General features: G+C 62.7%; 20 protein-coding genes. 6 read left to right on the top strand and 14 right to left on the bottom strand.

The annotated features are described in order from the left end of the window. Positions 1-118 precede the first annotated feature (118 nt). Positions 119-361, top strand: a complete 243-nt coding sequence (locus tag NKJ01_RS10410) for a hypothetical protein (protein WP_352727693.1) — start codon at positions 119-121, stop codon at positions 359-361. On the opposite strand, the gene NKJ01_RS10405 is transcribed toward NKJ01_RS10410, so the two are convergent. Both NKJ01_RS10405 and NKJ01_RS10400 read right to left on the bottom strand, forming a co-directional pair. After that, the gene (locus tag NKJ01_RS10405) at positions 358-1,074 is read right to left on the bottom strand and encodes a hypothetical protein (protein WP_352727692.1); all 717 of its coding nucleotides are present in this window, start codon (positions 1,072-1,074) and stop codon (positions 358-360) included. The two genes, NKJ01_RS10410 and NKJ01_RS10405, sit on opposite strands and share 4 nt — an antisense overlap. A gap of 7 nt (positions 1,075-1,081) precedes the next feature. Then, a complete protein-coding gene (locus tag NKJ01_RS10400) occupies positions 1,082-2,194 on the bottom strand; it encodes an endonuclease/exonuclease/phosphatase family protein (protein ID WP_352602971.1) in 1,113 nt (370 codons plus the stop codon). 193 nt (positions 2,195-2,387) lie between these two features. On the opposite strand from NKJ01_RS10400, the gene NKJ01_RS10395 reads away from it, so the two are divergent. Further along, entirely contained in the window at positions 2,388-2,984 is a 597-nt protein-coding gene (locus NKJ01_RS10395) for a BA14K family protein (protein ID WP_023757109.1), read from the top strand. A gap of 82 nt (positions 2,985-3,066) precedes the next feature. On the opposite strand, the gene ilvC is transcribed toward NKJ01_RS10395, so the two are convergent. Next, positions 3,067-4,086, bottom strand: a complete 1,020-nt coding sequence (gene ilvC, locus NKJ01_RS10390; RefSeq protein WP_023757108.1) for a ketol-acid reductoisomerase — start codon at positions 4,084-4,086, stop codon at positions 3,067-3,069. 22 nt (positions 4,087-4,108) lie between these two features. Continuing rightward, complete coding sequence (locus NKJ01_RS10385; RefSeq protein ID WP_352727691.1) at positions 4,109-4,765, bottom strand: TetR/AcrR family transcriptional regulator; 657 nt, start codon at positions 4,763-4,765, stop codon at positions 4,109-4,111. 152 nt (positions 4,766-4,917) lie between these two features. On the opposite strand from NKJ01_RS10385, the gene NKJ01_RS10380 reads away from it, so the two are divergent. Continuing rightward, complete coding sequence (locus tag NKJ01_RS10380) at positions 4,918-5,352, top strand: anthrone oxygenase family protein (protein WP_502905872.1); 435 nt, start codon at positions 4,918-4,920, stop codon at positions 5,350-5,352. Between the two features lie 29 nt (positions 5,353-5,381). On the opposite strand, the gene NKJ01_RS10375 is transcribed toward NKJ01_RS10380, so the two are convergent. Further along, the gene (locus NKJ01_RS10375; RefSeq protein ID WP_352727690.1) at positions 5,382-5,840 is read right to left on the bottom strand and encodes a MarR family winged helix-turn-helix transcriptional regulator; all 459 of its coding nucleotides are present in this window, start codon (positions 5,838-5,840) and stop codon (positions 5,382-5,384) included. Between the two features lie 144 nt (positions 5,841-5,984). On the opposite strand from NKJ01_RS10375, the gene NKJ01_RS10370 reads away from it, so the two are divergent. Then, entirely contained in the window at positions 5,985-6,713 is a 729-nt protein-coding gene (locus NKJ01_RS10370; RefSeq protein ID WP_352727689.1) for a glutathione S-transferase family protein, read from the top strand. A 109-nt stretch (positions 6,714-6,822) separates the two neighbouring features. On the opposite strand, the gene NKJ01_RS10365 is transcribed toward NKJ01_RS10370, so the two are convergent. Beyond that, positions 6,823-7,233 (bottom strand): winged helix-turn-helix transcriptional regulator, encoded by a 411-nt coding sequence (locus NKJ01_RS10365; protein WP_352727688.1) that lies wholly within the window; start codon positions 7,231-7,233, stop codon positions 6,823-6,825. 135 nt (positions 7,234-7,368) lie between these two features. Between NKJ01_RS10365 and NKJ01_RS10360 the strand changes: the two genes are divergently transcribed. Then, the gene (locus NKJ01_RS10360; RefSeq protein ID WP_352727687.1) at positions 7,369-8,262 is read left to right on the top strand and encodes an SDR family oxidoreductase; all 894 of its coding nucleotides are present in this window, start codon (positions 7,369-7,371) and stop codon (positions 8,260-8,262) included. 65 nt (positions 8,263-8,327) lie between these two features. Here NKJ01_RS10360 and NKJ01_RS10355 read toward each other — a convergent pair whose 3' ends face one another. Next, positions 8,328-10,247: a potassium transporter Kup gene (locus tag NKJ01_RS10355; protein WP_352727686.1), complete on the bottom strand. Its 1,920-nt coding sequence runs from the start codon at positions 10,245-10,247 to the stop codon at positions 8,328-8,330. A 103-nt stretch (positions 10,248-10,350) separates the two neighbouring features. Continuing rightward, on the bottom strand, positions 10,351-11,091 hold the full coding sequence (locus NKJ01_RS10350; RefSeq protein ID WP_352727772.1) for a pyridoxine 5'-phosphate synthase: 741 nt from the start codon (positions 11,089-11,091) through the stop codon (positions 10,351-10,353). A 136-nt stretch (positions 11,092-11,227) separates the two neighbouring features. Between NKJ01_RS10350 and NKJ01_RS10345 the strand changes: the two genes are divergently transcribed. After that, complete coding sequence (locus tag NKJ01_RS10345) at positions 11,228-11,653, top strand: SpoIIAA family protein (protein ID WP_352727685.1); 426 nt, start codon at positions 11,228-11,230, stop codon at positions 11,651-11,653. Here NKJ01_RS10345 and NKJ01_RS10340 read toward each other — a convergent pair. The 6 genes from NKJ01_RS10340 to NKJ01_RS10315 all read right to left on the bottom strand — a co-directional run bounded on the left by NKJ01_RS10340 (position 11,646) and on the right by NKJ01_RS10315 (position 19,093). Beyond that, the gene (locus tag NKJ01_RS10340; protein WP_352727684.1) at positions 11,646-12,773 is read right to left on the bottom strand and encodes an ATP-dependent DNA helicase; all 1,128 of its coding nucleotides are present in this window, start codon (positions 12,771-12,773) and stop codon (positions 11,646-11,648) included. The two genes, NKJ01_RS10345 and NKJ01_RS10340, sit on opposite strands and share 8 nt — an antisense overlap. 187 nt (positions 12,774-12,960) lie before the next feature. Further along, on the bottom strand, positions 12,961-13,338 hold the full coding sequence (locus NKJ01_RS10335; protein WP_502905871.1) for a nitrile hydratase accessory protein: 378 nt from the start codon (positions 13,336-13,338) through the stop codon (positions 12,961-12,963). Further along, positions 13,307-13,966, bottom strand: a complete 660-nt coding sequence (gene nthB / locus NKJ01_RS10330; RefSeq protein WP_352727682.1) for a nitrile hydratase subunit beta — start codon at positions 13,964-13,966, stop codon at positions 13,307-13,309. Before nthB ends, NKJ01_RS10335 begins: the two co-directional genes overlap by 32 nt. Further along, positions 13,963-14,580 carry a nitrile hydratase subunit alpha gene (gene nthA / locus NKJ01_RS10325; RefSeq protein ID WP_352727681.1) on the bottom strand — a complete coding sequence of 206 codons (618 nt, stop codon included), beginning with the start codon at positions 14,578-14,580 and terminating at the stop codon, positions 13,963-13,965. Before nthA ends, nthB begins: the two co-directional genes overlap by 4 nt. A gap of 80 nt (positions 14,581-14,660) precedes the next feature. After that, the gene (locus NKJ01_RS10320) at positions 14,661-17,822 is read right to left on the bottom strand and encodes an efflux RND transporter permease subunit (protein WP_352727680.1); all 3,162 of its coding nucleotides are present in this window, start codon (positions 17,820-17,822) and stop codon (positions 14,661-14,663) included. Further along, positions 17,819-19,093: an efflux RND transporter periplasmic adaptor subunit gene (locus tag NKJ01_RS10315; RefSeq protein ID WP_352727679.1), complete on the bottom strand. Its 1,275-nt coding sequence runs from the start codon at positions 19,091-19,093 to the stop codon at positions 17,819-17,821. Before NKJ01_RS10315 ends, NKJ01_RS10320 begins: the two co-directional genes overlap by 4 nt. Positions 19,094-19,306: the final 213 nt, after the last annotated feature.

The raw sequence follows: 19,306 nt of genomic DNA, 5'->3' as shown, positions 1-19,306 counted from the left end.
AACGCACCCCGCGCCCGGCCGGCTTTTGCGCAGGCTTCGACGTTCCCAACCCGCCCCGCCACTGTCGCCGCACCGTTCGCGATGCTAGGGCAATTCACCTTGGGTCGAGGAATAGCGCGTGAGCAAGAAGGCGCGGCTGATCCTGGTGATGGTCATCATCGAGGCCGCTCTTGCAGGCATCTGGTGGTATCTCGCCCGCTACGGCATGGCCAATCCCGACCGCGTCACACCAGATTTCCAGGCAGTCGTCGGCCAGACCATGGGGATGGCGATGGGCGGCTTGCTGGGCATCGGCTTTATCCTGTTCTTCGTCGCCACCCGCAACGATCGCGAGCCGGCGCAGGACAAGGCGCAACGCTAATCCCTGCCGGCAAAATGCCAATCAATCAGCGGCTTCATGTGCGGCGACAGCCCTTTCGGCAGGTCGGCGGCATCACGGATGATCACCGGTCCCTCGATCTCCGGATCGATTTCGGTGGCGACGAAGGCTGAGATGCGGCGCGCGATCTCGTCGGCGGGCGCCTTCGCGTGATAGCGGCGGAAGATCACCGTTCCGCTGTTGGTCGACAGCGCGTGGTAGCGCTTGCCGCGTTCGGCACCCGACAGGTCGAGGCCGGTTTCCTCGCGAACCTCGCGGATCATGTTGAAATCGACATCGACCAGTCCATCGCGAAAATCGAGCGGCTCGAACGACCCGGCGGCGAAATAGACGCGGCCGGCGTTCACCGTGTGCGGTCCCATGCGGATCGCCACCAGCGCGTTGTCGCCGGCCACCAGCATGGCATGCGCATAGGCATGCTCGGCGCCCGAATTCTCGCGCCGTTTTCGCCATAGCAGGAACGTCGAGTAATTGACCGCATGGCAGCGGCCGACGAGACGGTTGTCGCGGTACGCGAGTTGCGACAGCAACACCACTATGCCGTCGAACAGCGCCGGATTGGCGGCGATTTCGCGCTGCCAGTTCTCGGCGATGGCCTCTGCATTGTCCCAAGCGAAGGGATGCGGGCGGGGATCGAGCCTGACGTCGACGGCGTCGACCGGCAGGATGACATTGCGCGGCAGGTCGAAACTCATGGGCGTATCAAACGATGTCCAGGGTGATGGCCACCGGACAATGGTCCGACGCCTTCGGCCGATCCCAGCCGGCGCGCGGAAAGCGATCGACCTCCTGGCCGGGTGGGAAAATCGTGCGCCAGGGCTGGCCGTTGCGGATGATGTCGGGAACAGCCGTAGCATTGCTGGCGGCGAGCCCCTTCGACAGCAGGATATAGTCGAGCTGGCACAGATGCCGCTCTTCCGGTCCGCGCGTGTGATAAAAACTCCAGCGGTCTATCTCGGGCCGCCGCTCGACGACGTTTTCGCAGAAACCCCCCGCCGTCAGTACGTTGATGCAGGATAGGGTCTCGTCGATCACCTCGAAGCGGTAGCCGTCGATCGCATCGCCGGCGACCATCACGCGTTGCCGGTAGTCATTCATGTCGCCACAGATCGCCCAGCGCTTGTCGGCGGCATGGTCCTTGCCGAAGCGCTCCTCGATGATCCGCCGCACGGCCTGCGCCTCGGCGATGCGGACCGGCATCGTCGCCTCACGCCCGTCAAACCCGTTGCGCGGCGAGCCCATCGACTTGAAGTGCACGAGATAGAGCGTCAGCGGCACGCCGCCCACCGTGATGTCGATTTCCAGGCAATCGCGCCGGAAGATGCGCTCATTGGCCTGGTTGCCAAGTGCCGCCAACTCCGGCGTATGCAGCCCGAACTGCTCGTAGGTGACATAGGCGTGGCTGGTCATGCGCACGAATTCGATCGGCTGGCCGTGCGCGGTTTGGTTGCGCATCATCACGGCAACGTCGATGCCGCGCGAATCATTGCCCGATGTGATGTATTTCTGCCGGTAGCCTTGTCCCACCATCTTGAACAGGTAACCGTATTCGAAGGCCTTCAGCGCCTCGATATTGTCGACCTCCTGCATGCAGACGATGTCGGCGCGGGTGGCCGCGATTGCCAGCGCCGTCAACTGGCGCGTGTCGTCGGACTGGGCGATGGCGCGTGCCTGCTCCAGCATCTTGTATTCCGCCTCGCTCTGGATATCGAACAGCGCCAACGTTCGATCTTCGTTGAGCTGGTTGCGATAGCCGGAAAAATCGAACCTGTTCATCAGGTTCTCGACATTGAAAGTGGCAAGGCGCAGCGACATGCCATGACCTTTGCCCGCAAGCGCTGCAGAAAACAAGGTTGCAGGACCACCTCCTAGGGAGACCGGTTGGTCCTGGGGGCATACGCGCCGTGGTTGACCGGAACCTTTCCGTTCATCCGCCGTTCAGATGCAAACATCCACATTAGGCCCATTCCTCGGGTAGGCGTGGGGCCTGTACCTCTTGGAGAGTGCAATGAATTCGCTCTTTTCGTCCACGATAACATCAGGACTGGTAGCGCTCAGTATCCTCTCCGGCACCACGGCACCGTCCGCTGCCGGTCCGATCATACAGCCGACACTGTCGATTCCCACCAGCACCGCGGCACCGGCGGTCACCCCGGTCCGCGAGGAATGGGCGGGCGGCAACAACCGTCCGTTCTACAGTGATAATTGGAGGTGGCGCCGCCATGATGGGCGTCGCCACTGGAACCGTGACAACTGGGACCGCGGCAACTGGAATGGATGGAACCGCGGCAACTGGAATGGCGGAGATGACTGGCGTTGGCGCCACGGTCGCCACCATTATCGCGGCGGCCGCTATTACGATGATGGAGCGGCCGCAATCCTGGGCCTTGGGCTGGGGCTCGGCCTCGGCAGCATGTACAACAACTACAACTACTATGACAGGTACTATGTCAGGCCGGCCCCGCGCCATTATTACCGCGCAGGACGGCTTTCGAGCGCCCATGTCCAATGGTGCTACAACCGTTATCGGTCGTATCGCGCCTACGACAACACGTTCCAGCCTTATAGCGGCCCGCGCCAGCAGTGCTACTCGCCCTATAGCTGAGCTGCAGCCGACCTACCGGCAGAATAAGGAAACGGCGCCACGAGGCGCCGTTTCAGATTCCAGCTGTATGTGCTGATTTCGCTCAGTTTTTCGCCTTGTCGACCAGCTTGTTCTTCGAAATCCATGGCATCATCGCGCGCAGCTTGGCGCCGACTTCCTCGATCTGGTGGCTGTCGTTCATGCGGCGGATGCCCTTGAAGCGTGACATGCCAGCGCGGTATTCCTGCATCCACTCCGACGTGAACTTGCCGGTCTGGATGTCCTTCAGCACGCGCTTCATCTCGGCCTTGGTCTCGGCGGTGATGATACGCGGACCCGAGACGTATTCGCCCCATTCGGCGGTGTTCGAGATCGAGTAGTTCATGTTGGCGATGCCGCCTTCATAGATCAGGTCGACGATCAGCTTGACCTCGTGCAGGCACTCGAAATAGGCCATCTCCGGCGCGTAGCCGGCTTCCACCAGCGTCTCGAAGCCGGCGCGGATCAGCTCAACCAGGCCGCCGCACAGCACGACCTGCTCGCCGAACAGATCGGTCTCGCATTCCTCGCGGAAATTGGTCTCGATAATGCCCGAACGGCCACCACCGACGCCGCAGGCGTAGGACAGCGCCAGGTCGAGCGCATTGCCCGAAGCGTCCTGGTTGACGGCGACCAGGCACGGCACACCGCCGCCCTTCTGGTATTCGCCGCGCACGGTATGGCCGGGACCCTTGGGCGCGATCATGACGACGTCGACCGTCGACTTCGGCTCGATGAGGCCGAAATGCACGTTGAGGCCGTGCGCGAAGGCGATTGCGGCACCGTCGCGGATGTTTGGCGCGATCTCGTTCTTGTAGATGTCGGCCTGCAGTTCGTCAGGCGTCGCCATCATCATCAGGTCGGCCCATTTGGCGGCGTCGGCCACGCTCATCACCTTGAGCCCGTCGGCTTCGACCTTCTTGGCGGTCGCCGAGCCGGCCTTGAGGCCGATGGCGATCTCCTTGGCGCCGGAATCCTTGAGGTTGAGCGCATGCGCCCTGCCCTGGCTGCCATAGCCGATGATGGCAACCTTCTTGCCCTTGATCAGGTTGAGATCGGCATCACGATCGTAATAGACGCGCATTCTTTGTCTTCCTTCCCGTTTTTTATGAATCAGCCTTGCGGCCGGTTTTTGCTCCGAAAAGAGCGAGAAACTGCTGCGTCGCCCGCGCGGCATCGCCGCCGATCGCCGCCTCAGTCAATTCCAGCCGATCGCCGAGCAGCAGACGTATCTGCACGTCACGGGCGACCAGCCCGAAAAAGGTGCGGAACGCCGTTTCGGCATCCGCGAAGTCGAGCCACCCGGCCTGGCGGCCGGCCTCAAGGACAGGCTTCAACCGCTTGGCCAGCGCGAAACGGCCATTCTCCAGCACGACAGCGCCGAGATTGTCGTTTCCCGATCCGGCATGGCCGACCGCCACACGATTGAGCGCTATCGAGGTGTCGCTCGAAATTACCTTCAGCCAGTCGGAAGCAAAGCGTTCCAGGCTTGCCGTCAGCGAGTCCAGATCGAGCCCCTTGCCGTCGACCGGCGCCACCCGCACTTTCGAAGCCTGCCACTGCACTGTCGCCGTCAGCAATCCATCACGATCGCCGAACCATTTGTAGAGCGTTTCCTTGGAGCAACTCGCACGGCGTGCCACGGCTGTCATGGTCAGTTGGTCGCCCTCCTCGACCAGCAGCCGCAACGCCGCATCGAGAACGGCCTTCTGCCGCTCTGTCAGCGCTTGGCTGTTCTCGATCTCGGGTAGGATGTGCAACACGCTCTTCTCTCAAAGGCAAGGCCGGCCGGTTATCCCCGCCCAGCCGTACCGTACGTTACGGTTCGCTCAATCTATGGCGTATTGTTTTGAGCCTTGCAAGCCCTATTTCTGTCTGGCGGCATCAGCGCCGGACGGCTTGCGCGGGAAAGAAGATGCTGATCGGGTTGCTTGCCTTGACGGTTGCCGCCGCGTTCTCCGGCGCTGCGATCTATGTCAGCGTCGCCGAGCAACCGGCGCGGCTTCGTCTCGATGACAAGGCGCTGCTGCAGGAATGGCAGCCTTCCTACAAACGCGGCGCCGCCATGCAGGCGTCGATTGCCCTTGTCGCCTGCGTTCTCGGTCTGATTGCCTGGTGGCAGGCCGGCGGTCTCGCCTTTCTGGTTGGCGCCGTATTGATCATCCTGCCCTGGCCGTGGACGCTGATCGCCATGATGCCGACCAACAGGGTGCTGGGGGCGATGGACGCAGGCGCCGCCAATCCGCAAGCCAGGTCCCTGATCGTCAAATGGGGCAATCTGCATCTGGTTCGCACCGCACTTGGCGTGCTGGCGACGCTGGCGTTTCTCTGGGGCAGCCATCTGGCCTGACCTCGCCAGGTCGGCTCGGTGCCATGGCGTCAGTCCACGACGGGCGGATGACGCAACCGTCCGAGCAGTGCCGAGACCATGGTCAACTCATCGGCCGAGAGTTTGGCGTCGACCAGTTCGGCGATCGATCGTCCGTAGACAGCCCACATCTGGCGCCGCGTCTCGCGGCCCTTGGGAGTGATGCGGATGGTCTGGCCGCGACCGTCATCGGCCACCGGCAGCTTCTCCACAAGCCCATCGGCCTCGAGCCGCGCCAGCAGCCGGGAGATATTGTATTGCGCAAACAGTGTGCGCTCGATCAGCTGAAACGGTCGCACCCCGCCCTCGCCCGCCTCGGCGAGCTCGTGCAGCACGTCATACCAGGCAAGCGGCGGCAGGCCAGCGGCCTTCAACGCCTCTTCAGCGCTTTCCATCAGCTGGCGCGAAACGCGCATCAGGCGGGCCCAGGCCTTGATGGCTTCAGGCGAAGGCGCGACTTTCTCGGTCATGGCCCAGCATAGGCAATAGATGCAATTGCATCAAGCTTGACGATCGATGCGTATGCATCTAGATAGATGCAATTGCATTAACTATGGAAAGCCAACCCGATGAAACACGAAATCTGGAAACTCACCGAAATTGGGGAGAGCGAAATGGCCAATAAACTCATCCTCGTCAGCCATCATCTCTGCCCCTATGTGCAGCGCGCCGCGATTTCACTGGCTGAAAAGGGCGTGCCGTTCGAACGCGTCGATATCGACCTCGCCAATAAGCCGGACTGGTTCAAGGCAATCTCGCCGCTCGGCAAGGTGCCGCTGCTGCGCGCGCAGCGAAATGGCGAGGAAACGGTGATCTTCGAATCCGCGGTCATCCTCGAATTCCTCGAAGAGACGCAGGCCAACCCTCTCCACCCCGCCGACCCCTATACCCGCGCCCGGCATCGTGCCTGGATCGAATTCGGCTCGGCAACCCTTAACGCCATCGGCCGGTTCTATTCAGCCTCGACCGAGGCCGGCTTCCTTGCCGAGTCCGGTTCATTGTCAGCGATGTTCGATCGTGTTGAGGCCGAGCTGGCGGAATGCATACGGAACGGACCATGGTTCGCGGGTGAGCGCTTTTCGCTCGTCGATGCCGTCTACGGCCCGATCTTCCGTTACTTCGATGCCTTCGATCGGATCGGCGATTTCGGCATCCTGGAGGGCAAGCCGCTCGTCCGGGCCTGGCGCAAGGCATTGAGTGAACGGGCGTCGATCAAGCACGCCGTGGCACCGGACTACCCGCGGGGCCTGGGTGCGTTCCTGCAGGCAAAGGGATCGTACCTTTCGAGCCTCATTGGCCGAAGCGATCCGGCCACTTCGCCTCTGCAAGCCCGATCCGCCTGAACGGATCGATCACGGTTCCAGCCACCATCGAGGCGAGGAAAGCCGAATGGCCGGGACAATCCTTCAGCCGTCGGGCGAAATCAAGCCACCGCTTCAGGCTTTGGCGTGCTTACGCCTGGGCGGCATCAAAATCGGCGCGCGCTGTCCGCACCGCATCGTGGTTGAGTTCGGCCCACAGAATCAATTGATGAAAGGCGCCGAACATCGAGCGCCCGAGATCGGTCAGGCTGTATTCAACACCCGGTGGTTTGGTCGGGAACACCTCACGATGGACATAGCCATCGCGCTGCAAATCGTGCAGCGTCTGGGTCAGCATGCGCTGCGAAATATCGGGCACCAGGCGCCTCAACTCGCCGAAGCGATAGGGTCTTTCAGCCAGCGCCATCATCAGCAGCGATCTCCATTTGCCGCTGACGCCCTGGATGACATCGCGAACCGGACAATTGGCGAAATTGCCGCCGCCGGAGATGGCCTTGTAGACCTCCATCTTCGATCTGAGATTGATGACCTTGCCGTCCATGGCTGGTTCCCTGCCTGTGCCTACCTCCCGAAAAACTGCCTTCTTTACGGCGGTGGGTCAATTCCTATTTTAGTGCTGGTCTCTTTCAGAGACTACCACTCGATCCGCCCTTGCGGCGCAACGTCAGGATCCCCCATGACCGAAACCCTTCTCGTCACCGGCGCCTCCGGCCAGCTCGGCCGCGGCGTCATCCACTATCTCTTGGACACGCACAAAGTTCCGCCGGCAAAGATCATCGCCACCACACGCAACCCAGAAAACGTGGCCGATTTAGCGGCGCGCGGCGTTGTCGTCAGGGCCGCCGATTTCAATGACGCGGCCTCGCTGGAAACCGCATTCAAGGGCGCCGACAAGGTGCTGATCATCTCGACCGGCGATCTCGATCTCAAAAGCGGCAAGCGCCTGAGGCAGCACGAAAATGCAGTCGCGGCGGCCAAGAACGCCGGCGTTTCGCATCTGCTCTACACCTCGATGCCCAATCCGGAGCCGGTGTCGCCGGTCCTGTTTGCCGGCGACCACTACGGCACCGAGCAGGCGATCAAGGCGAGTGGCATCCCCTACACGATCTTCCGCAACGGCTGGTACCAGGAGAACCTGTTCATGGCCCTGCCGCACGCGATCGCCTCTGGACACTGGTATACGTCCGCCGGCGAAGGCCGCATTGCGCACGGCGCACGCGATGACATGGCAGCAGCGATTGCCGCCGGCCTCGCCGGCGCCTCGAGCGAAAGCAAGACCTACACGTTGACCGGCCCGCACGCCTACACCACGGCCGAAATCGCCGCCCTGGTGAGCGAGGTCACCGGAAAGCCGCTCAATGTCGTGCAGGTTCCGGATGAAGCCTTGACGGAAGGGGTGAAGGCAGCAGGCGTTCCCGAGGATTTCGCTGACGTCGTCGTGTCGTTCGACGCAAACACGCGCGCAGGCCGCATCGCCATTGTGACCGACGCGATCGAGACGCTTTCCGGCAGGACGCCAAAGACGTTGAAGCAATTTCTCGAGGCGAACAAAACCGCATTGGCGGGCTGAGGCGGCATTTTCGCCGGTATGGCAGGGCTGTGCTGTGAGGCACAGCCCGTTTGCCAATCGCCTGTTTAGATCGCTACTTGTGTACCGATCTCCACCACACGGCCGGTCGGGATCTGGAAATACTCCGTCGCATCGGCCGCCGTGCGTGCCAGGCCGATGAACAACCGGTCCTGCCACACCGGCATGCCTGAATTGGGCGAGGCCTTGAGCGAGCGCCGCGACAGGAAGAACGACGTCGTCATGATGTCGAACTTCCAGCCCTGCTTGCGGCAGATCGCCAGCGCACGCGGGATGTTGGGCTGCTCCATGTAGCCGAAGGTCAGCGTCACCCGCATGAACAGCTCGTTGACCGTCTCCATCTTGACCCGGTCGCTGTCGGGCACCACCGGCTGCGGCGCCGTCACCACCGAAAGGATGACGTTCTGCTCGTGCAGCACCTTGTAGTGCTTGAGGCTGTGCATCAGCGCGGTTGGCGCGCTGAGCGGATCGCTGGTCAGGAACACGGCGGTGCCCGACACCAGCTGAGGTTTCTTCTTCAACAGATTGCCGGCGAGGAAATCGAGCGGGATTTCGTTGCGGCGGGTCTTGTCGAACAGATAGCGACTGCCGCGCACCCAGGTCCACATGGCCATGATGATAGCGAAGGCCACCGCCAACGAGGCCCAACCGCCCTCGAATACCTTGACGATGTTGGAGGCAAAGAAGCCGATATCGATGAACAAGAACAGCGCCGTCAGCGCGATTGCCGGCCAGAGGTTCCATTTCCAGATACGCGTCATGATCACGAAGAGCAGGGTCGTCGTCACCAGCATGTTGCCGGTCACCGAGATGCCATAGGCCGAGGCCAGCCTGCTGGACTCGCCGAAGCCAACGACAAGCATCATCACCACCAGCGCCAGCAACAGATTGACGCGCGGCATGTAGATCTGGCCGGACTGCTTTTCCGACGTGTGCAGGATTTCCAGGCGCGGCAGCATGTTGAGCTGCACCGCCTGCCGGGTCAGCGAGAAAGCGCCTGATATGACCGCCTGGCTGGCGATCACCGTCGCAGCGGTCGCCAGCACCACCATCGGGATCAGCGTCCAACCCCCGTTCATCTCGAAGAATGGATGGCCGACGACTCCGCCGTTGGCCAGCACGAAGGCGCCCTGCCCGGCATAGTTGAGCAGCAGACAAGGGAACACGATCGCCAGCCAGGCGAGCACGATCGGCTTGCGGCCGAAATGACCGAGATCGGCATAGAGCGCCTCGGCGCCGGTGACGGCAAGGAAGACGGCGCCGATGGTGACGAAGGCAACGTCGGGCGAATTGATCAGAAAGGCGACGATATAGTGCGGGCTCACCGCCCACAGGATTTCCGTGTCGGCGATGATGTGATTGAGGCCGGAAAGGCCAATGGCGAGGAACCACACGGCGGTTACCGGGCCGAACACCAAGCCAACACCACCCGTGCCGAACCGCTGCACCGCGAACAATATGGCCAGGATAACCAATGTCAGCGGTACCACATAAGGCTGGAAGGCAGGCGTGACGACATTCATGCCCTCGACCGCCGAAAGGACCGAGATGGCCGGCGTGATGACGGCATCGCCGAAAAACAGAGAGGCCCCGACGATGCCGATGGCGAGAATGATCGCCGAGCGCGTCGGGAAGCTGCCGCGCGCCAGCGCCATCAGGGACAGCACGCCGCCCTCGCCGCGGTTATCGGCGCGCAGCACGAACATGATATATTTTACTGTAACCGTAATCGTGAGCGACCAGATAATCAGCGACAACACACCAAGGATGTCGCCACGATCGGCGACATCGCCGCCGGACGAGGCGTGCAAAGCTTCGCGAAAGGCGTAGATCGGGCTGGTGCCAATATCACCATAGACGATACCGAGCGCGCCCAGCATCAGGACCTTGGTGCTGTGCTGTTCGACCTCTGGATGGCTTGATTGTTCGACGGGTTCTGCCTCAGTACCAGCATTGGTAAGGGCCATGGACGACACTCCGATAAGCGCGCGGTGCTCTACGCTTGCTGCGACGCAATATCAAGTGCCGTCGGGTAATGGCTGCCATGTCTGTCGCGCGAAGCTGCCATCGCTACCACCCGCAGGCCTTGAGAAATCGCCCCACCGTGCCGGCCATGCCATACTCCAACGCGTCGGCTGTCAACCCGTGTCCGATCGACACTTCGGCCAATGCCGGAATGCGCTTGGCAAGCGCAGGCAGATTGCTAACCACCAGATCATGCCCGGCATTGACCTGAAGCCCGGCAGCAAGCGCTGCATCGGCGGTTTTTCCCAACCTTTCCAATTCCTTGGCCGCCTTGGCGGAATCCGAATGACAGCTTCCATACGGACCCGTGTAGAGCTCGATACGATCGGTCCCGGTATCGCGCGCGGCAGCCACGCAATCGGGGTCCGGATCGGCAAACAGCGACACGCGAAAGCCTCCCTTTTTCAGGCGTTTGACGACCGGAGTAAGGAACGCAGCCTGGGCCGCGAAGTTCCAGCCGTGGTCGGAGGTTGCCTGGGCCGGATCGTCCGGCACCAGTGTCACCTGTTCGGGCTGATGCTTTTCCACAAGTGCCAGGAACTCCTCGGTCGGATAGCCCTCTATGTTGAATTCGGCGCGCGGAAACTCGTCGTCGATCAGCGACCGGATCTCGGGCAGGTCGGAGTGTCTTGTGTGCCGCTCGTCGGGGCGCGGATGCACAGTCAGCCCATGCGCCCCGGCCAGGAGCGCAATGCGGCCGAGGCCGGTGACGCTGGGCCACGGCAGGTCGCGCCGGTTGCGCAGCATGGCGATGGCATTGAGATTGACGGAGAGTTTTGCGGGCATGGCGATGGCCTCGGAAATCATTCGATGCGCCACCTATAATGCGTTTGACGGGAACAGTAATGCCTTCGGTGGGAACAGACTGGGGGTTTCGGGTGTTCCAAGAGCCTGATGAATGAGTCCGGGAAAGGACGCACCCATGAATTTTCTCGATGCCGTGCCGGCGATTCGCCGTGTCGAGACCACTCGTGACGACCTTTTCGCCATCGATGTCGTCGGGCACGTTTCCGCGGCCGACGGCGAAAACCTTTTCGGCTTGCTGGAGGCTGCCTATGCCCTCCACCGGCGCATCGACGTGCTGGTGCGCCTCATCGACCATGAGGGCGTCGACTGGGCCGATATCGCGGACGAGACCCTGAAGCAGGGCGCCATCCATGCGTTGGAACATGTCGGACGTTGTGCGACGATAGGCGAACCGGATTGGATAGCGGGCGCGCAACGCTTTCTGCCGTCCTCGCCGCCGATCGAATTCAGGCACTTCAAGATCGAGGACGAAGCCGCGGCCTGGCAATGGCTTGCTGCGCGGCCTGTCGGGGAGCGACAGCGTCCCGCCGCCTCTACCTGACGATCGTCAGCCGCTCCGCCGCCCGCGTGATGGCGGTGTAGAGCCAGCGCTGGCGGGTTTCCTTGAAGGCCCAGCTTTCATCGAACAGCACGATCTCGTTCCACTGCGAGCCCTGTGCCTTGTGCACGGTCAGCGCGTAGCCATAGTCGAAATCGTCGAATCGCTTCTTCTGCTGCCAGGGGATATCGGCGTCGGGATCCTCGAAAGCCGCCTTGAGCAACTTGATCTTGGCGACGCCGCGATCCGGATCGTCCTCTTCCGGTGAAACCAGCAGATTGATGCCGGGCTTCACCGTCTCGCGCGACGAGGTCATCACCTTCCACAGCGAGCCGTTGAGCAAGCCCTTGGCCGGATCGTTGCGCAGGCAGACCAGCTTGTCGCCGGCCTGCGGATACTCGGCATTGAAGCCTTTGAGCTCGCGCAGCCGCTGATTGTAGCGGCGCCGGGTGCGGTTGGTGCCGACCAGAACCTGGTCCGCCTTCAGCACCAGTTCCTGGGTAACGTCTTCCTTGCCGATGACCTGCGCCGTGCCGTAGTCGCCACGCATGAACTCGCGGCCCTCGCGCACATCGAGCGCCAGCCGCAGGATCGGGTTGTCGCGCGCCTGCCGGTGGATTTCGGTAAGCAGGAAATCCGGCTCGTGATCGGTGAAGAAGCCGCCACCCGAGATCGGCGGCAACTGGCCGGGGTCACCGAGCACCAGGATCGGCGTGCCGAAACTCATCAGGTCGCGGCCAAGCTGCTCGTCGACCATCGAACATTCATCGATGACGACCAGTTTCGCCCGCGAGATCGGGCTCTGCCGGTTGAGCGAAAAGGTCGGCGACATGGAGGTCTTGCCGGTGACCTCGTCGGCCACCGATTCCTCGCCTTTGGGCCTGTAGATCAGCGAATGGATGGTGCGCGCATTGACCGCGCCCTTGGAGCGCAGCACCTGTGCGGCCTTGCCGGTGAAGGCGGCGAACTGCACCTGGCCGTCGACATGTTCGGCGAAATAACGTGCCAGCGTCGTCTTGCCGGTGCCAGCATAGCCGAACAGCCGGAACAGCTGCGGCTTTCCGGTCTTCAGCCAGCGAGCAACCGCTTGCAACGCCTCGTCCTGTTGGGGAGAGAATTCCATCAGCGCGAGAGACCGGATTCGCAAGGGAAAGACAAGACAGCCATCACCACCATCGACGGGTCGGGCGCCTCAGTGCCGCCGACAGGGTCAGGCTATCAGGGGCAAATCAGAACGTAAAGAGAACACACGATCTCGCTCGACGTCCTTGGGACGGGTTGCCGACCTATCGGGTCGGGCCGCCACGACCCTATCGGGCCGGGCCGGGATCGTTCTCCAGCAGGATCGGCTTGCCGTGCGGGGTGGCATGTGCGGCGCGTTCCCAGGACTCAGCCATCGCGTCTACATCCGCCTTGGCGGCCAGTCCTTTCGAGGCAAGCAGGCCCTCCAGCGCCGCCAGCCAATGTTCGTAATAGTCATGGCCGTCAGCCGCGGCGCCTGGGTTCTTCACTTGCGCCGACAGCGCCTGCGCCCATTCGCTCCACGAAAACACACCCTTGTCGTGCAGCGCCACCGTCATGGCGAAGGCTTCGGCCTGCCATGGCTCGGCAAACACCGGGGCATCGATCCCCGGTGGCAGATCTGCGACAAGGCCGTCACGCCGGCTCAAGATAGCTCTCCCAGGCATCGATCGACACGCTCAGAGTCGGGTCCGCCCCCTCGCCCCAAATCTCCGACCCGTCGAAAACCACGGTGTAGACCCATTGCGGGTTTTCGCCGTGCCCATGCGCGTTGCTGTCGGGAAAGACAAAGCCATCGCGCACCGCCTCGATCATTCCATTCTTGCCGCGTGCGTAGCGCGGCAGCCGCGTGTGGCCGGTCGGGTTGAAGTTCTTGGTCCGCACGGCATCGCCGGCCTTGAACCGTGCCGGCTGCGCCACCGGCCGGTCGCAAGGACCGCCCTTGGCCAGCACTGCGGGCACGTTTTCCGCCGTCAGCACCCTTTTTGGTGTTGCCGCCGGATCGACCGCCCGGCCCTCGGCCAGGTCGCGCTCGCTGACGAAGCCATGGCGCTTGAGCAGGGTCTCCAGTGCCTTGATCCAGATCTCGTAGTAGCTCGACGCATAGTAGTCGGCCGGATGCAGCGATTCCCGCGCATGCCGGCTCTCGTCGATGTTCCACGCGCCCATGGCGCCGGCAGTCAGCGTCACGCCGAGCGCCCGCCTTTCCCATGCGGCATGAAAATACGGCTCGTCCTTTTCGGGCGCGACCGGGCCGAACCCCATCTGTCCGCCGAGATCCTGCGGCCCGTTCACGCCGGCTGCCTCGCCAGGCCGGTGCCGATCATCGCGTCGCGGCTCACCAGTTCCGCCAGCTGTTCCTCGCTCCAGCCGTCGGTGCCCGCAGGCCGCATCGGTACGACGAGGTAGCGCAGTTCCGCGGTCGAATCCCAGACGCGGATCTTCTTGGCCGTCGGCAGCGTCAGCCCGAATTCCTGCAGCACCCCGCGCGGATCGATGACGGCGCGCGACCGATAGGGCGGGGCCTTGTACCAAACCGGCGGCAGGCCGAGCACCGACCACGGATAGCAGGAGCACAGCGTGCAGACGACGAGGTTGTGCGTCTCCTCGGTGTTGAAGACGGCCTGCATATGTTCGCCCTGACGGCCGGCATAACCAAGCGATCCGATCGCCGCAGTCGCATCGCGTTTCAGCCAGTCGGCAAAGTCCGCATCGCTCCAGGCCTTAGCCACCACCCTGGCGCCGTTGCGCGGCCCGATTTTTGTTTCATAGGTGTCGACGATGACGTCGATCGCCGCCGGATCGATCAGCCCCTTTTGAGTGAGGATGGTTTGCAGCGCGCGCACGCGGGCGGCAAACGGATCGAGTTCGTTGTCGTGGTCATGGTCGTTGTCGTGGTCATGGGACATGGCGGCAAATTACGTTTCCCGTGATGCCACCGCAAGCGCAACGCCTTGGGCCAGCGGCACGTGGCGCTGGCCCTGCCACATCATTCGGCGGCCGCCCGCTGCGGTTCGGGCAGCATTTCCTGCTTGGCATCGAGTGGCGAGGGCTGGTCGACATCTTCGACCGCGCTCCGATCGCCCTTGCGCCTCGACCAAAGCCCGACCAGCCAGCCCGAGAAATTCTCCATGTAGACATAGATCACCGGGGTCACGAACAGGGTCAGCGCCTGCGAGGCAAGCAAACCACCGACAACGGCAACGCCTAGAGGCTGGCGCAGCTCGGCGCTGGCGCCGGTGCCGAGCGCGATCGGGAAGGTCCCCATAAGTGCCGCCAGCGTCGTCATCATGATCGGCCTGAACCGCATCAGGCAGGCCTTGTGGATGGATTCCTTCGCGGACATGCCATCACGTCGGAGCTCGAGCGCGACGTCGACCATCATGATGCCGTTCTTCTTGACGATGCCGATCAGCATCAGGATGCCGATCACCGCGATGACAGACAGATCCATGCCGGCGAAGCGCAAGGCAACGACGGCACCCAGCACAGCCGACGGCAGGCCGGTGAGAATCGTGAGCGGGTGGATGAAGCTCTCGTACAGGATGCCGAGCACGATATAGATGGTCAGGATCGCGCCGCCGACCAGAAGACCCTGGTTGGCTAGTGAGTCCTGGAAGGTCTTGGCCGTGCCGGCAAAGGTGGTCGAGATCGCCGTCGGCATGCCGATCTGCTCTTTGAGCGCCTCGATGCGCGCTACGCTGTCACCCAGTGCCACGCCCTGCGGCAGGTTATAGGAGATCGTCACCGCCGGAAGCTGGCCGAGCTGGTTGACGGTCAAGGCGCCTGCCGTGCGATCGACCCGGGCGAAGGCGCCAAGCGGAACTAGACTGCCGCTCGCAGTCCTCATCTGGATGGCGAGCATCCGCTCCGGCGACCATTCGATCTTGGGATCGAGCTCCGTGACGACTTCGTAGCTGTCGGCCGAACCGAAGATCGTTGAAACCTGATCGGTGCCGAAGCCGCCATAAAGGGCGGAGCGCAGCGTGGCAGTATCGATGCCGAGCTGCGCGGCCTTATCGCGGTCCACCACCAGCGTCGCCTGCAGTGCATTGTTCTGCAGGTCGCTGGTGACATCGGTGAAGTTCGTATGGTCGGCCGCCATCGCGTCATTCAGTTTCTGCGCCCAGGTGTCGGTTAGTCCGGTATCGAGCCCTTGAACCACGAGCTGGTAGGCGCTGGCCGACGACCGTGCGCCCAGCCTCAGGTTTTGCACCGGTTGCATGTAGGTCTCGATACCCGCCACGCCGGCCAGTTGCTTGCGCAGATCCGAAAGGACCTTGTCGATATCGGGACGCTGGTCCTTGCCCTTGAGCTGGACGAAGAGTTGCCCTTGGTTGAGCGCATTGTTGCCGCTGCCCGCCGACCACGCCACATGGTCGACATAGGGCGAATGCGAGAAGACGCTGGCGACCTGCCCTTGCAGCTTGGACATGGCGTCGAACGAGATGTCCTGACGCGCGATGGTGGTCACCGATATCTGGCCGATATCCTCCTGCGGGAAGAAGCCCTTCGGCGAGGCCTCGATCAGCCACACCGAGGCTGCCGCGGTTCCCATGAAGACGAGGAACACCAGGAAGGTGTGCCTCAGGCAGAAACTCAAGATCCGGTCGTAGCCGCGTGTAACGAGGTCCCGTTTATGGCCAGGGCCATGCTTGTCGCGGTCGGCCTTGCTGACCGACAGCAAGCGCGAGCACAGCATCGGCGTCAGCGTCAGCGATACGAACATCGACGCCAGGATGGCGACCGTCACCACGACGGCGAACTCGTTGAAGATGCGGCCGATAACGCCGCCCATCAGCAGCACCGGGATGAACACGGCCACCAGCGAGATCGAGATCGAGATGATGGTGAAGCCAATTTCGCGCGCGCCCTTCAGCGACGCATCGAAGGCCGACAACCCATCCTCCTCCATGTGGCGGAAGATGTTTTCCAGCATCACGATAGCGTCGTCGACGACGAGGCCGACCGCGAGCGTCAGACCCATCAGCGATATGTTGTCGATGGAAAAGCCGAACAGGAACATCGCACCGAGCGTGGCAATCAGCGAAATCGGCACCGCCACGGCCGGGATGATGGTCGCCGTCACCCGGCGCAGGAACACGAAGATCACCATCACCACCAGCGCTATGGTCAACAGCAGCGTGAACTGCACGTCATCGACGGCTTGGCGGATCGAGGTCGAGCGATCGTTGAGCAGCTTGATCGAGGCAGCGCCCGGCATCTGGTCCTGGAAGGATGGCAGCATCGCCTTGACCTTGTCGACGACGTCGACCGTGTTGGCGTCGGGCTGGCGCTGCACCGCCATGATGATCGCGCGGGTGCCATCGTACCAACTTGCGGTCGTGGTCGTCTGAACCGAATCGACGACGCGGGTCACCTCGCCCAGCCGCACCGGGTGACCGTTTTTGGTGGCTATGATGATGTTGGAGAAACCGGCCGCGTCATTGAGCTGCGTATTGGCGGTGATCGTAAGTTGCTGCTTGTCGTTCTGGAGCACGCCGAGCGGCGTGTTGCTGTTGGCGGACGCGATCGCCGCCTGCAGTTGATCGATCGAGATGCCGCGCGCGGCAAGCGCGGTCGGGTCGATCTGGATGCGAACGGCGTATTTCTGCTGGCCGAAGATCGAAACTTGAGCCACCCCGTCGATGGTCGACAGCGACGGCGAGATGACGTTTTCCGCGAACGCATCGAGATCGGTCAATGGGACCGTGTCGCTGACCAGCGACATTAAAAGAATGGGCGCGTCGGCCGGATTGACTTTGCGATAGCTCGGCGGCGACGTCATCTGCGGCGGCAGGGATCTTTGCGTCCGCGCGATCGCCGCCTGCACGTCCGCGGCGGCGGCGTCGATGTCCCGATTGAGCACGAACTGGATGGCGATCGAGGTCGAGCCAAGCGAGTTGCTGGTCGAGATCGAATCGATGCCGGCTATGGTGGCGAACTGCTTGATCAGGGGCGTCGCCACCGATGTGGCCATGGTTTCCGGAGAGGCGCCGGGCAGCGAAGCCGAGACGTTGACCACCGGGAATTCGGCACTCGGAAGTGCTGCCACCGGCAGGAATTTGTAAGCGAACAGACCGCCCAGCACGAGGGCGAACGACATCAGAAGGGTGGCGACAGGCCGGCGTATGCAAAATTCGGAGATCATCGAGCCGCCTCGCCGGCCTTGGCCGCCTCGGCCACCTTGGGCGCGGCAGCACCCGCCGCGGCGTTGCCTTCATGCACAGCGGCGCCGTCCTTCAGCTTCGTCTGGCCTTCGGTGACAACTTTCTCACCGCTTTTCAGCCCTTGGCTGATGGCGCTGTTCTCGCCTTCGGTCAGCGCCACCTGCACCGGGCGCATTTCGACGGTGCTGTCCGGCTTGACGACATAGACGAACGGCCCCTTCTGGCTAGGCTGGACCGCTACCGTGGGAACGGAGGTCATCCGCGGCATGATGCCGGCATCGAGCACGACATTCACATACTGGCCCGGCCACAGCGAAAGGTCGGCATTCGGAATGCTTGCCCGCGTGGCGATCGTGCCCGACGCGGTGTCGACGCTTGAATCAACGAAATCGAGCGTGCCCTTGCCGATCGGCGTCGGGTCGCCGTCCTTGGTCAGCGTCACTGCCCCTTGCTGCGGATTTGCGAGTGCCTTGTGCAGCAGCGCCAGGTTGCTCTCAGGAAAATTGAAGTTGACCTGCAGCGGGTCCATCTGGGTGATGGTCACCAGCGGAGTGGCCGTGCTGCTGTTGCCATTGCTGGTGGTGACGAGGTCGCCGACGGTGACGTTGACCGCACCCAGCCTGCCGGCAATCGGCGCCGTGATCGTGGCAAAGCCAAGCTGGACGTTGTCGGCGTCGATCGTCGCCTTGTCGGCATCGACGGTCGCCGCGGCAGCCTTCGCCGCAGCGACTGCCTGGTCATAGGTCTGCTGCGTGCCGGCCTGCTTGGCGACCAGGTCTTTGGCGCGCTGCAGATCGGACTGCGAGCTGGCGAGCATTGCCTGATCCTTGGCGAGCGCCGCCTGGTCCTTGGCCAGTTGCGCCTTCAGCGCCCGGTCATCAAGCGAAAACAGAACGTCGCCAACCCTGACCATCTGCCCGTCCTTGACGTCGATCGAGACGATCTGGCTGGAGACCCGCGCGTTGATGCTGACGACGGCTGGAGAGGAGACGAAACCGATCGCGTAACGCCGGATCGCGAAATCGGCGGTGGAAGCGACGGCCGAGAGGATCGAGGCCGAGCGGGCGCCACTGCCGCCACCTGCCGACTTGTCCCCCGCCGCCGGCTTGTCGATTGCCGGTTTGTCCGCCGCCGCGACCTGCTTTGCGCCGGTAAGTTGCTGAACTCTGCTCAGCGTGCCCGGAGACAGATAGAGCCAGGCCGCGCCGACACAGGCGACCGCAAGCAATGAAAGAATGACTTTTCCACGCATCGACAAAAGGCCCTCTCTGTCCGACACGCCATAGCCAGGTGGTCGTATTCTAGCGCAACTCGCGGCTCATTGCCGCGATTTCGCCGAATACATAGGACACGCCTTTGTCGGAAAAGGGCCAAAACACGGCATTACGAAGATTTAATGTGCACTGCACAATGGATGTGCAACACGGCTTGGCTCTCAATCCGAGAGTCCGGATCCCGTTTCGTA

Source organism: Mesorhizobium sp. M0276, from assembly GCF_040321755.1.
Classification (GTDB): domain Bacteria; phylum Pseudomonadota; class Alphaproteobacteria; order Rhizobiales; family Rhizobiaceae; genus Mesorhizobium.
The sequence above is the reverse complement of the archived record's forward strand: the minus strand, read 5'-3'. Positions and strand labels throughout refer to the sequence as shown.

Bases quoted from the DNA above. Each gene is read 5' to 3' on its own strand.
- NKJ01_RS10405 (WP_352727692.1), bottom strand. From the start codon at position 1,074: ATGAGTTTCGACCTGCCGCGCAATGTCATCCTGCCGGTCGACGCCGTC.
- NKJ01_RS10400 (WP_352602971.1), bottom strand. From the start codon at position 2,194: ATGTCGCTGCGCCTTGCCACTTTCAATGTCGAGAACCTGATGAACAGG.
- NKJ01_RS10395 (WP_023757109.1), top strand. From the start codon at position 2,388: ATGAATTCGCTCTTTTCGTCCACGATAACATCAGGACTGGTAGCGCTC.
- ilvC (WP_023757108.1), bottom strand. From the start codon at position 4,086: ATGCGCGTCTATTACGATCGTGATGCCGATCTCAACCTGATCAAGGGC.
- NKJ01_RS10380 (WP_502905872.1), top strand. From the start codon at position 4,918: ATGCTGATCGGGTTGCTTGCCTTGACGGTTGCCGCCGCGTTCTCCGGC.
- NKJ01_RS10375 (WP_352727690.1), bottom strand. From the start codon at position 5,840: ATGACCGAGAAAGTCGCGCCTTCGCCTGAAGCCATCAAGGCCTGGGCC.
- NKJ01_RS10370 (WP_352727689.1), top strand. From the start codon at position 5,985: ATGGCCAATAAACTCATCCTCGTCAGCCATCATCTCTGCCCCTATGTG.
- NKJ01_RS10365 (WP_352727688.1), bottom strand. From the start codon at position 7,233: ATGGACGGCAAGGTCATCAATCTCAGATCGAAGATGGAGGTCTACAAG.
- NKJ01_RS10360 (WP_352727687.1), top strand. From the start codon at position 7,369: ATGACCGAAACCCTTCTCGTCACCGGCGCCTCCGGCCAGCTCGGCCGC.
- NKJ01_RS10355 (WP_352727686.1), bottom strand. From the start codon at position 10,247: ATGGCCCTTACCAATGCTGGTACTGAGGCAGAACCCGTCGAACAATCA.
- NKJ01_RS10350 (WP_352727772.1), bottom strand. From the start codon at position 11,091: ATGCCCGCAAAACTCTCCGTCAATCTCAATGCCATCGCCATGCTGCGC.
- NKJ01_RS10345 (WP_352727685.1), top strand. From the start codon at position 11,228: ATGAATTTTCTCGATGCCGTGCCGGCGATTCGCCGTGTCGAGACCACT.
- NKJ01_RS10340 (WP_352727684.1), bottom strand. From the start codon at position 12,773: ATGGAATTCTCTCCCCAACAGGACGAGGCGTTGCAAGCGGTTGCTCGC.
- NKJ01_RS10335 (WP_502905871.1), bottom strand. From the start codon at position 13,338: ATGCCTGGGAGAGCTATCTTGAGCCGGCGTGACGGCCTTGTCGCAGAT.
- nthA (WP_352727681.1), bottom strand. From the start codon at position 14,580: ATGTCCCATGACCACGACAACGACCATGACCACGACAACGAACTCGAT.
- NKJ01_RS10320 (WP_352727680.1), bottom strand. From the start codon at position 17,822: ATGATCTCCGAATTTTGCATACGCCGGCCTGTCGCCACCCTTCTGATG.
- NKJ01_RS10315 (WP_352727679.1), bottom strand. From the start codon at position 19,093: ATGCGTGGAAAAGTCATTCTTTCATTGCTTGCGGTCGCCTGTGTCGGC.